The sequence below is a fragment of the Kineococcus siccus genome (assembly GCF_009906795.1).
In the GTDB taxonomy this organism is placed as follows: Bacteria; Actinomycetota; Actinomycetes; order Actinomycetales; family Kineococcaceae; genus Kineococcus; species Kineococcus siccus.
Window position 1 is genome coordinate 1 of record NZ_JAAALN010000141.1, and the last position, 11,252, is coordinate 11,252.

The 11,252-nt window shown below is 75.2% G+C and carries 12 protein-coding genes; 7 read left to right on the plus strand and 5 right to left on the minus strand.

The genetic code is table 11. The features are described 5' to 3' along the window. From GTR02_RS14920 to GTR02_RS14935, 4 genes are all read right to left on the minus strand, one after another. Window positions 1-739: sacsin N-terminal ATP-binding-like domain-containing protein (locus GTR02_RS14920; RefSeq protein WP_240895767.1), on the minus strand; the 739-nt coding region annotated here is incomplete at its 3' end. A gap of 43 nt (window positions 740-782) precedes the next feature. Further along, window positions 783-1,676: a DUF3027 domain-containing protein gene (locus tag GTR02_RS14925; protein ID WP_166608288.1), complete on the minus strand. Its 894-nt coding sequence runs from the start codon at window positions 1,674-1,676 to the stop codon at window positions 783-785. Continuing rightward, window positions 1,673-2,062, minus strand: a complete 390-nt coding sequence (locus tag GTR02_RS24950; RefSeq protein WP_166608289.1) for a cold-shock protein — start codon at window positions 2,060-2,062, stop codon at window positions 1,673-1,675. The genes GTR02_RS14925 and GTR02_RS24950 overlap by 4 nt, the downstream gene beginning before the upstream one ends. 119 nt (window positions 2,063-2,181) lie before the next feature. Beyond that, window positions 2,182-2,940 carry an HAD family hydrolase gene (locus GTR02_RS14935; RefSeq protein ID WP_166608290.1) on the minus strand — a complete coding sequence of 253 codons (759 nt, stop codon included), beginning with the start codon at window positions 2,938-2,940 and terminating at the stop codon, window positions 2,182-2,184. Between the two features lie 202 nt (window positions 2,941-3,142). On the opposite strand from GTR02_RS14935, the gene GTR02_RS14940 reads away from it, so the two are divergent. The 7 genes from GTR02_RS14940 to GTR02_RS14970 all read left to right on the plus strand — a co-directional run bounded on the left by GTR02_RS14940 (window position 3,143) and on the right by GTR02_RS14970 (window position 10,380). Next, entirely contained in the window at window positions 3,143-3,766 is a 624-nt protein-coding gene (locus tag GTR02_RS14940) for a superoxide dismutase (RefSeq protein WP_166608291.1), read from the plus strand. Between the two features lie 190 nt (window positions 3,767-3,956). Further along, window positions 3,957-5,534 (plus strand): ABC transporter substrate-binding protein, encoded by a 1,578-nt coding sequence (locus tag GTR02_RS14945; protein WP_166608292.1) that lies wholly within the window; start codon window positions 3,957-3,959, stop codon window positions 5,532-5,534. Then, window positions 5,518-6,615 (plus strand): ABC transporter permease, encoded by a 1,098-nt coding sequence (locus GTR02_RS14950; protein WP_205709341.1) that lies wholly within the window; start codon window positions 5,518-5,520, stop codon window positions 6,613-6,615. Before GTR02_RS14945 ends, GTR02_RS14950 begins: the two co-directional genes overlap by 17 nt. A 5-nt stretch (window positions 6,616-6,620) precedes the next feature. Beyond that, the gene (locus GTR02_RS23305; protein WP_166608293.1) at window positions 6,621-7,484 is read left to right on the plus strand and encodes an ABC transporter permease subunit; all 864 of its coding nucleotides are present in this window, start codon (window positions 6,621-6,623) and stop codon (window positions 7,482-7,484) included. Continuing rightward, window positions 7,481-8,284, plus strand: a complete 804-nt coding sequence (locus GTR02_RS14960) for an ATP-binding cassette domain-containing protein (RefSeq protein ID WP_166608294.1) — start codon at window positions 7,481-7,483, stop codon at window positions 8,282-8,284. The genes GTR02_RS23305 and GTR02_RS14960 overlap by 4 nt, the downstream gene beginning before the upstream one ends. Further along, window positions 8,284-9,072 (plus strand): ABC transporter ATP-binding protein, encoded by a 789-nt coding sequence (locus GTR02_RS14965; protein ID WP_166608295.1) that lies wholly within the window; start codon window positions 8,284-8,286, stop codon window positions 9,070-9,072. Before GTR02_RS14960 ends, GTR02_RS14965 begins: the two co-directional genes overlap by 1 nt. Before the next feature lie 156 nt (window positions 9,073-9,228). After that, a complete protein-coding gene (locus GTR02_RS14970) occupies window positions 9,229-10,380 on the plus strand; it encodes an MFS transporter (RefSeq protein ID WP_166608298.1) in 1,152 nt (383 codons plus the stop codon). A 2-nt stretch (window positions 10,381-10,382) separates the two neighbouring features. On the opposite strand, the gene GTR02_RS14975 is transcribed toward GTR02_RS14970, so the two are convergent. After that, window positions 10,383-11,009, minus strand: a complete 627-nt coding sequence (locus GTR02_RS14975; RefSeq protein ID WP_166608296.1) for a copper resistance protein CopC — start codon at window positions 11,007-11,009, stop codon at window positions 10,383-10,385. Window positions 11,010-11,252 lie beyond the last annotated feature (243 nt).

An 11,252-nucleotide genomic window follows, 5' to 3' on the forward strand; every position in this document is an offset into this window, starting at 1 on the left:
GGCCGACGTCGCGCAGCACGCGGCGCTCCCGGCCGGGCAGCTCGACGACGACCTCGGCGAGGGCGGGCAGGGCCAGCAGCAGGACGTCGTCGGCGGCCTCGAGCAGGGTGGTAGCGACGCTCACCGCGTCCGCGTCGCGCAGGGGGAGCTCGACGACGGTGTCGTAGCCCGCGGGCACGCCGCCCACGGCCTCGGCGGTCGCGGGGAAGGGCAGCCGGAGCACGGGGACGTGGCCCGCGCGCCGGTCGAGCTCCGCGCCCAGCGCGGGGGCGGAGGCGGCGCGCGACCGGACGAGCTCCCGGGTCGCGCTGCGGGAGAAGCGGACCCCGCCGCCGTCGCCGATGACGGCCGGGTCGTCCGTGACCGACAGGACGGCGGAGAAGCCGACGCCGAAGCGTCCGACGAGGGCGTCGCCGTCGTCGCGCTTGGCCGAGGCGCGCAGCGTCGCGAGCCCCTCGACCCCGGCGGCGTCCAGCGGCGCACCGGTGTTCGCGGCCAGCAGCCGCGGACCGCGGGGGCCGTCGGGGTCCAGGTGCAGCAGGAGCCGCCCCTCGACGCCCGCGGACGCCGCGGCGTCGGCCGCGTTCTGCGCGAGCTCGACGACGAGGCGGTCGCGGTAGCCGCCGAGCGCCGCGTCCTCCTCGGCGTTGGCGTCCTCGCGCAGCCGGGCGGCCGAGGCCGCCCAGGCGTCGAGGACCCGCTCACGCACCGCGGCGGTGCCGAAGGGGTCCGCCGTCACCGGGTGCGCCGTCACCGGGTGCACCCGGGCCGGGTCACGGAGGTCAGTCGGCGGGGGTGGCGGGTGCGTCCGGCTCGGCGCCGTCGGACGCGGCCGCCTCGGCCGCCTCGACCGGGCCCTCGTCGGCGGGGGCCTCGTCGACGTCGGTGCCGCCCGTGCGGATCAGCTCGAGGCCGTCGGGGGCCAGGTCGTCGATCAGCGGCGCGGAGGGCGCCTCGACCTCGCTCTCGACGTCGGTCTCGCTGTGCGCGCCGCAGCCGTGGTCGGCGCTGACGACGCGGCCGTCCTCGGGCGACCACTCGCTGGCGCACACGCCGAACACCTGGCGCAGGGAGCCGGCGAGCAGCAGGAAGAACCCGCACGTCGAGCAGGGGGCCTTCGCGTGCTCGGCGATCTCCGCGCGCGGGCCGCGGTCGCCCGCGTACCAGCGCGTCGCGGCCTCGTCGCGGCCCAGCAGCGACAGCACGCGCTCGCGTCCCAGCCCCAGCTCCCAGAGCGCGAGCCGGTCGGCCTCCTCGTCGCCCGTGGCCTCGTAGCCCGGTTCGAGCAGGGGGTCGTCCGCCTTGCGGGGCAGCGTGTCCTGGGTGCCCAGGTCGCCGGGGGCGATGCGCTCGGACCACGGCAGCCACACCGGTGGCCGCAGGGCCCCGTCGCCGGGCAGCAGGCAGACCTCGCTGACGGTGACGTTCTTGGCGCGGGAGGCGCGGCTGACGGTGACGCTCCACTGCCAGCCGCGGTAGCCGGGCAGCGTCGCCGCGAAGGCGTGCGTGACGATCCGGTCGCCCTCGGCCGTCACGCCGAGGTGCTCGCCGACGGTGCCGGGCTCGGCGACCTCCTCGGCGGCCGCGCGGGCGAGGTCGAGCGCCGCGGCGGAGACGCTGTCGAGGACGGGCTTGCGGGCGCGGCGCGCGCGCGTCGCCGACGTGGTCTCGCTCACGCGCCCGTCTCCAGGTCGTCGGCCACCGCGCGCAGCACGGAGGCGATCTTGCGGGCACCGCCCTTGTCGGGGTAGCGGCCGCGGCGCAGGGTGCCCGAGACGCCGTCGAGGAGCTTGATGAGGTCCTCGACGATCGGGACCATGTCGTCGGCGGGCTTGCGGGTGGCCCGGGCGACCGAGGGCAGCGGGTCCAGCAGGCGCACGGACAGCGCCTGGGTGCCCCGCTCGCCCTGGACCAGGCCGAACTCGACGCGGGTGCCCTTCGTCAGGGTCGTCGTGCCGGCGGGCAGCACGGAGCCGTGGACGAAGACCTCCTTGCCGTCCTCGGCGGCGAGGAAGCCGAAACCCTTCTCGGCGTCGAACCACTTGACCTTGCCAGTGGGCACGGGAACCTTCTCGTTCGCGGGCCTGCTGCGGCGGTGGCCGCGGCGCAGGCCCTGGGGTGCGTCCTGTACTCGTCGGTGGCGGCGGCGCCCGTGCTCACGGGCGCGCCGACCTCACCAGGTTAACGGCGGCCGACCCCCGGGCGCGCCCGGTCGCCGTCCGCCCCGCCGGACACCCCGCCGGACACCTCGCCGGACACCTCGCCGGACACCTCGGCCGGCGCGTCCCCGGCGAGCCCGGCGGCGTGTCCCGCGAGCCACGCCGGGAAGGCGTCCAGGGAGGCGAGCACGACGTCCGCGCCGGCCGCGGTCAGCGCCGCGGCGTCGTGCGCCCCGGTGCTCACGCCCACCGCGACGGCCCCGGCCGCGCGGGCGGCCCGCACGTCGCCCGGGTGGTCGCCGACGTAGGCGGTCGCACCCAGCTCGGCGAGCCGCGCGCCCTTGGCCTCGGCGAAGAGGTCACCCGCGACGTCGGCGGGGTCGACGCCGCCGGCGAGCCCCGCGGCGGCGAGCACGCGGTGCACGTTCGGCGCGTGCTTCGCGCTGACCACGACGCTGCGCCCCCCGTGGACGGCGGGGGCCGCGAGCGCCGCCGCGGCGCCGGGGAACGAGCGCACCGAGTCGACGCCGAGCGCGGGGTACAGCTCGCGGTAGCGGGCGGTCAGCGCCGGCAGCCGCGCGTCGTCCAGCCCGGGGGCGAGGCCCGCGAGGATCAGCTCCAGCGGCATCCCGGCGTAGGGGAACGTCTGCTCGGCGGTGACGTCGACACCGGCCTCGCCGAGGACGGCGAGCAGGGTGGCGGCGATGCCCTCGCGGGAGTCGACGAGCGTCATGTCCAGGTCGAAGCCGACGACGGGGCCGGGCGCGGCGCTCGGGGTCATGACGCCAGCCTAGGCAGGCCCGGCGGGGCGGGAGCACGGCCGGCCCGACCCCCGCGCGGGTCGTGGCGATCACGCGGTGAGACCCTGCGGGTGGCCGGTTGCGCGGCGCCCACCGCTGCGCGAGGGTCACGGAGCGAGGCGTCCCGGCCCGGTCGGAACGCTCGCTGGACGCTCATCCGAGGACGAGGGAGACGACCACACGATGGCCGAGTACACGCTGCCGGACCTGCCCTACGACTACTCCGCGCTCGAGCCCCACATCTCGGGGAAGATCATGGAGCTGCACCACGACAAGCACCACGCGACGTACGTGGCCGGGGCCAACACGGCGCTGGAGAAGCTGGCCGCCGCGCGCGACGCCGACGACCTCGCGACCGTGAACCTGCACACCAAGAACCTCGCCTTCAACCTCGGCGGGCACATCAACCACTCGGCGTTCTGGCCGAACATGTCCGGCGACGGCGGCGGCGAGCCCACGGGCGAGCTGGCCGCGGCGATCACCGAGCAGTTCGGGTCGTTCGACAAGTTCAAGGCGCACTTCTCCGCCGTCGCGGCGGGCGTGCAGGGCTCGGGCTGGTCGATCCTCGCGTGGGACTCGATCGGGCAGAAGCTGATCGTCGTCCAGCTGTACGACCAGCAGGGCAACATCCCGCTCGGCCTCGTGCCGATCGTGCTGCTGGACGTGTGGGAGCACGCCTACTACCTCGACTACCTCAACGTGCGCCCCGAGTACATCAAGGCCTGGTGGAACGTCGTGAACTGGGCCGACGCCGCTCAGCGCTTCGAGACGGCCCGCACCCGCACCGCGGGGCTCATCGTCGCCTGATCCACCTCGTCCCCGGAGGGCGGTCGCGGCCACGGGCTGCGGCCGCCCTCCGGCGTGTCGCGGCCGGAACGGGCGCTGCAGGGGAAACACCGCGGTAACCAGGGGGTGCCACACTGACCCGGCTCGCCGCCCGGCTCCCCGCCGCGCGTGCCGGGCACCCTCGTCCCCCGGACCCTGGAGCTGAACCACGATGCGGCGTCGCCACTTCCTCCTCGCCAGTGCGGGCGCCGCCTCGGCGGCGACCCTGGTCGCCTGCTCCTCCGACGACGGGGGCTCGGGGGAGGCTCCCGCGGCGGGTGCGGCGCTCGTCGTGGACAACGCGTTCGACCTCAAGACCGCCGACCCCGCCCGGTCGTTCGAGCTCACGGGCGCGCTGCTCAACCGGCAGACCTACGAGACCGCCCTGACCTTCCAGGGCTCCGACGTGAGCACGCCCGTGCCGCAGATCGCGAGCTTCACCATCTCCGACGACGCGCGCGTCGTGACGCTGAAGATCGAGGGCGAGCACAAGTTCGCCGACGGCTCCCTCGTCGACGCCGACGACATCGTCTTCTCCTACCAGCGCCTGCAGGGCATCAAGGGGAACCCGTCGTTCCTCCTGGACGGGGTGGAGGTCCGCAAGGTCGACGCCGCGACCGTCGAGCTGGTCAGCGCCGACGCGAACCCCGCGCTGCCCTCGATCCTGCCCAACCCGTCCCTGGGGATCCTCAACTCCGAGCTGGTCAAGGCCAACGGCGGCACGACCGACGACTCCGACGGCGCCGAGACGTTCCTCAACGGCCAGTCGGCCGGGTCCGCGGCCTACCAGATCGACACCCTCGACGTGACCAGCCAGGTGACGCTCAAGCTCAACCCCGCGTTCGTGGGCACGAAGCCGACGTACTCGCGGATCGTGCTGGAGAACGTCCCCCCGGCGACGCAGAAGATCAACGTGCAGTCCGGCACCGCCCAGATCGCGACCGACCTGAACGCCGAGGAGGCCTCCGGCCTCGCGGGCGGGCGCACCGCCGTCATCAGCCAGGCCTCGGCGTACATGATCTTCGGCTGGTTCAACACCGACCCGCGCTTCGGCGGCCCGGTCTCGGACCCCCTGTTCGTCCAGGCCGTGCGCCACGCCCTCGACTACGCCCAGCTCGGCGAGCTCGCGGGCGCGGGCTCGGTCCAGCCCGGTGGCGTCGTCCCCTCGCAGTTCGTGGGCACGCTGGCGCAGGACCCCTCGAACACCTACGACGTCGCCGCCGCGAAGGACCTGCTCGGCCGGTCCTCCTACGACGGCCAGGAGATCCAGTTCCTCTTCTCCAACGACGTGGCCGTCAGCGGGGTCCAGCTGCAGATCCTGGCGCAGGCGATCCAGTCGCAGCTGAAGGCCGTGGGCATCACGATCGCGCTCGCCCCCAAGCCCTCGGCGACGTCGCTGGACAGCTTCCGCAGCGGGGAGTTCCAGGCGGGCCTGGCCTACTGGGGCCCGGACTTCCCGGACCCGTCGAACTACCTGGCGTTCACGCCCGGTCAGAACGTCGGCCTGCGCGCCGGCTGGACGCCGCAGAGCGCGGGGGCGGGCGAGGTCGTGACCCTGGTCGACGCGGCGAAGGCCGCCTCCGGACCCGAGGCGCGCGGCGCCGCCTACGAGGCGCTGCAGCGGCAGATGAACGTCTCCGGCCCCTTCGTCCCGATCGTCCAGCCCGCCCAGAACGTCGTCACGGCGGCGGGCCTGGAGGGCGTCGAGCTCAACCCGATCTGGACGATGGACCTTGCCGCGGTCCGGTGAGCCGCTGACGGCCGAGGTCGCCGGGGCCGCCACCGTCCCGCCGGCCCCGCGCCGCGGGCGGCACCCGCTGCTGCGCTACGTCTCGATCCGGCTGGGGATCAGCGTCCTGCTCGTGTGGGGCGTGACCCTCGTGACGTTCGTCATGACCAACCTCGTGCCGGCGGACCCGGTGACGGCCGTGCTCGGCGACGCGGCCGCGGCCGACCCCGAGGTCGTCGCCCAGTTCCGCCGCGAGCTGGGGCTGGACCGCTCGCTGCCCGAGCAGTACCTGCTGTACCTGCAGCGGCTGCTCCACCTCGACCTCGGCACGTCGGCGCAGACCCGCCGGCCCGTCCTGGACGACCTGCGCGAGGCCGTCCCCGCGACGGCCGAGCTCGCGCTGTTCGTCCTGCTCGTCTCCGTCGTCGTCGGCGTCGGCATCGGCGTGTTCGCGGCGCTGCGCCACCGCCGGTTCGCCGACGACGTCGTCCGGGTCGTCAGCCTCGTCGGCATCTCGGCCCCGACGTTCTGGCTGGCCCTCGTCGTGTTCTACGTCGGGTTCTACCGCCTGGGCTGGTTCCCGGGTTCGGGGCGGCTCGACACCCAGCTCGTCCCGCCGCCGCAGGTCACGGGGTTCATGACGGTCGACAGCCTCCTCGCGGGGCAGACCGCGACGTTCGTCAACGCCCTCGCCCACCTCCTGCTGCCCGGGCTCGTGCTGACGCTCTACACGGTCGGCCTGCTCGCCCGGTTCTCCCGCTCCGCGGTGCTGGACGTCCTGAACCAGGAGTACGTCACGGCCGCGCGGGCCAAGGGGCTCCCGGGCCGCGTCGTGACCTTCCGCTACGTCCTGCGCGGGGCGCTGCTGCCGATCCTCACGGTCGTCGGGCTGAGCTTCGGGTCGCTGCTGTCCGGCGCGGTGCTCACCGAGACCGTCTTCGTGTGGCACGGCCTCGGCCAGTACGCCTACCAGGCCGCGACGCGCCTGGACCTGCAGGCGGTCATGGGCGTCGGGCTCGTCGTCGGCGTCACCTACATCACGATCAACTTCGTCGTCGACCTGCTGTACGCGGTCATCGACCCCCGGGTGAGGCGGCAGTGACCCTCGTGAGCACCACCACCCGCCCGCGCCGCCGCGTCCCCGAGGCGCTGCGCTCACCGCTCACCGTGGTCGGCGTCGTCGTCGCCGCGGGCTGGCTCCTCGTCGTCGTGCTCGGGCCGCTGCTGCAGCCCGCCGACCCGCTGGCGCAGTCCCCGGACCGGCTCGCGCCGCTGTCCGCGGCCCACTGGTTCGGCACCGACAGCCTGGGCCGCGACGTGCTGTCCCGCGTCATCGCGGGGGCCCGCATCTCGATCCCGCTGTCCCTGCTGCTCGTGGCGCTGTCGGCGTCCGTCGGGTCGCTGCTCGGGGCGGTGGCCGGGCTGCTCGGCGGCGTCGTCGACGAGGTCGTCATGCGCCTCGCCGACCTCGTCCTGGCCTTCCCCACGATCATCCTGGCGATGGTCGTGGCGGCCGCGCTGGGGCCGAGCCTGACCAACGCCGTCATCGCCATGCTCGTCGTCACCTGGCCGCAGTACGCGCGCGTCACCCGCTCGCTCGTGCTGGGCGCGCGGGACCGGGAGTTCGTCGTGGCGGGGCGCCTGCTCGGCATCGGCTGGTTCACGTCGCTGCGCCGCGACGTCGTCCCGAACGTGGCCGGCCCGGTGTTCGCGCTCACGACCCTGGACTTCGGCAACGCGATCCTGCTGCTGTCGGGGTTGTCGTTCCTGGGGCTCGGCACCGTGCCGCCCACCCCGGAGTGGGGCCTGATGGTCTCCGACGGCGTGCAGAACTTCACGGCCTGGTGGGTCGCGGCGTTCCCGGGCCTGGCCATCTGCAGCATCGTGCTGGCGTTCAACTTCATCGGCGACGCGCTGCGCGACGCGCTGGACCCGCGGATGCAGAAGGCCGTCGGGAGCAGGGCCCTGTGAGCGACGCGGACGGCCTGCGGATCAGCGGCCTCACGCTCGAGCTGCGCGGGCAGCGCATCCTCGACGGCGTCGACCTCGTGGCCCCCGCCGGCCAGGTCACCGGCCTGGCGGGCGAGTCGGGGTCGGGCAAGACCCTCACCGGGATGACGGTGCTGGGCCTGCCCCCCGCGGGTTCCGTGCTGGGCGGCTCCATCGAGTTCCGCGGCACGGACCTGCTGACGCTCAGCGCGCGGCAGCACAACGCGCTGCGCGGCGAGGAGCTCGCCATGGTGTTCCAGGACCCGACGGCCAGCCTGCACCCGATGATCTCCATCGGCGGCCAGCTGACCGACCACGTCCGCCACCACCTGCACCTGGGCCGGGCGCAGGCGCGGGCGCGCGCCCTGGAGGTCCTCGAGCAGGTGCGCGTGCCCGACCCCGCGCAGGCCCTGCGCAAGTACCCGCACGAGTTCAGCGGGGGCCAGCTGCAGCGCATCGCGATCGGCATCGCCATCGCGTGCCGCCCGTCGGTGCTCGTGGCCGACGAACCCACCACGGCGCTGGACGTGACCGTCCAGGCCGGGGTCATGCGCCTGCTGCGCGACCTGTGCGACGAGCTGGGGCTGACCGTCCTGCTCATCACGCACGACCTGGCGGTGATGTCGGCGCTGGCCGACACGATCGTCGTCATGCGCCACGGCCGGGTCGTCGAGCACGGCCCGCGCTACGACGTCATCCGCGACCCGCAGCACCCGTACACGCGCGACCTGGTCGAGGCGCTGCCCGACCACCGCCCGCGCCCGACCGGCGGGAGGCCCTGATGGCCGGCGAGCTCGTCTTCGACGAGGTGACGGTCCGCTACGGGCGGCCCGGGCGCCCGACGGTCACGGCCGTCGACCGGGCGAGCTTCCGCGTGCGTCCCGGCGAGGTCGTGGGGCTGGTGGGGGAGTCGGGGTGCGGCAAGTCGACGCTCGCGAAGCTGGCGTGCGGCCTGGTGCCGGCGGCCGGCGGTCGCGCCACCTTCGACGGGACGCCCATCACCCCCTACGGGCTGCGCAAGCGCCCGGCGCAGCTGCTGCGCCTGCAGATGGTGTTCCAGAACCCCTACGCCTCGCTCAACCCGCGACGGCGGGTCGCGGCCCAGCTGCAGGACGCGCGCGCCATCCACCCCGCCACGGCGCCGTCCGTCGACGACCTCCTCCGCAGCGTGGGGCTGGACCCGGCCCTGCGGACCCGCTACCCCCACCAGTTCAGCGGCGGGCAGCGGCAGCGCATCGCGATCGCCCGCGCCATGGCGACCGGGCCGGACCTGCTCATCGGCGACGAGCCCATCGCCTCGCTCGACGCCTCGCTGCAGGCGCAGGTCGCGACGCTCATGCGGGACGTGGCGCTGGCCTCCGACACGTCGCTGCTCTTCATCAGCCACGACCTCTCGGTCGTGCGGCTCATCGCCGACCGCGTCGTCGTCATGCAGGCCGGGCGGGTCGTGGAGGAGGGGCCGACCGAGCAGGTCTGGTCCGCGCCGCAGGAGGCGTACACGCAGCGGTTGCTCGCGGCGATCCCGCTCGCGGACGGGCTCGGCACCATCCCGGACGTCGCGCCGGCCTGACCCCGGCGGCGCCCGCCACCGCGGCCTCGCGGCCGACCCGCGTCGGCGCCGCGCGCGGACGTCCACGAGAGTGGGCGGGTGACAGCGCAGGAGACCACGAAGGGCGCGGGCGCAGCGGACGGCCCCCGCCGGGCGGACCGGGCGCTGCTGCTCGTGATGGCGGTGGCCACCGGGCTGACGGTCGGCGGCAACTACGTCAACCAGCCCCTGCTCGCCACGATCGCCGCCGACCTCGGCACGAGCCAGGGCGCCGCGGCCGCGACGGTGACGGTGGCCCAGGTGTCCTACGGCCTCGGGCTGCTGCTGATCGTGCCGCTCGGCGACGTGCTGGAGAAGCGGCGCCTGCTCACCGTGCTCACGCTGCTCGCCGCCGCGGGGCACGCCGTCAGCGCGCTCGCCCCGTCGCTGCCGTGGCTGCTCGTCGGGACGGCCGTCGCGGGGGCGTTCTCGGTGGCGGCCCAGGTGCTCGTGCCGTTCGTGGCGGAGCTCGTGCCCCCGGGCGAGGTCGGGCGCGCCGTGGGCACGGTGATGAGCGGACTCCTCGTCGGGGCCCTGCTGGCCCGCAGCCTCTCCGGCGTCCTCGCCGACCTCGGCGGCTGGCACCTGCCCTACGCCGTCGTCGCCGCGGGCCTGCTCGTGCTGGCCCTCGTGCTGCACCGTCGGCTGCCCGTCAGCCGGCCGCGCGAGGCCCGCAGCTACGGCGCGGCCCTGCGCTCGGTCGTCGCGCTCGTGCGCAGCCGGCCGCGGCTGCGCTCGCGGGCCCTGCTGGGCGCGGCGGGCTTCGCGACCGTCGCCGTCCTGTTCAGCTCGATGACGTTCCTGCTCGCGGGCCCGCCGTTCCGGCTCAGCGACGCGCAGATCGGGCTCGCCGGCTTCGCGGCCGTCGGCGGCGCGCTCGCGGCCACGGTCGCGGGCCGCCTCAACGACGCGGGCCGCGGGACGCTCGTGACGGGCGTGGGCGCCGGGCTGCTCGTGCTGTCGTGGCTGCTGCTGGGCGGCTCGACCCGGTCGCTGCCCCTGTTCCTCGTGGGGGCCTTCCTCGTCGACCTGGCGCTGCAGGCCGTGCACATCACCAACCAGAACGTCATCTACGCGCTCGCGCCGGAAGCCCGGTCCCGGCTGAACTCGGCGTACATGACGACCTACTTCGTCGGGGGCGCGCTCGGCTCGGCCGTGGGCTCGGCGGCCTGGACGCACGGCGGCTGGACGGCCGTGACGGCCGCGGGTCTCGTGTTCGCCGTGGTCACGGTCGTGCTGTGGGTCCTCGACGTGCGCCTGGACCGCGCCTCCCGCGCCGACCGCGCCTGAGCTCAGCCGCCACCCCGGCGTCGCCGCACGCCCACCAGGACGCCCACGATGGCCAGCACGGACAGCGCCAGGACGCCCGCGGTGACGAGCGGTGAGGACGTGCCCGTGCCCGCGACGGGGTCGACGGCCGGGCTGCTCGCGGGCGCGCCGGGCGCCGGCGCCGCGGGCGAGGTGGACGTCGGCGACGGCGTGGTCGTCGGGGTGGCGGCCGGCGCGGCGCCCGCGGCCGTCGTGGTGAAGCGGAACGACCCGGACACGGGGTGCCCGTCGGAGGACGTGATGCGCCACTGGACCTCGTAGGTCCCCGCGGGGCGGTCCGCCGCGAGCGCCTGCGTCACGGTGTCGTCGACGACCTGCGCCTGGCCCGTGGACACGACCCCGGCGGGTCCGGTCACCTGGACCTGGGTGCCGAGGCCCAGCGGGTCGGAGGACATGACCAGCTCGACGCGGTCCGGGGCGACCTCGAGCGTGGCGCCGTCGGCGGGCAGCGTCGACTGCAGCCGGTCGTGCGCCGCCGCGGGCGCGGCCGCCGCCGTCACCCCCGCCACGCCCGCACCGACGCCCGCGCCCGCGCCGAGCAGGACGGCGAGGGCGGTGGTCGGCAGGCGTCGGCGGAGGCGGTGGGGCACGCCGCCACTCTACGAAGCCGGGCGTGGCGGGCAGTCGGTGCCCCGGGGCACCGTCCGGCACTCACGGCGAGCCCCCAGGACCACCCCAGGTGAACACAGGCTGTTAGTGAATCGGTACTTGACGCAACGACCACCACCCGGTTGGCTGCGCATCGGCCGTCCTTCGACACGAGTGACGTGCTTCACCCCTGTCCCACCTCGTGGAGGCCCACCCGTGGTCGACGACCGCCCCAGCACCCCCCC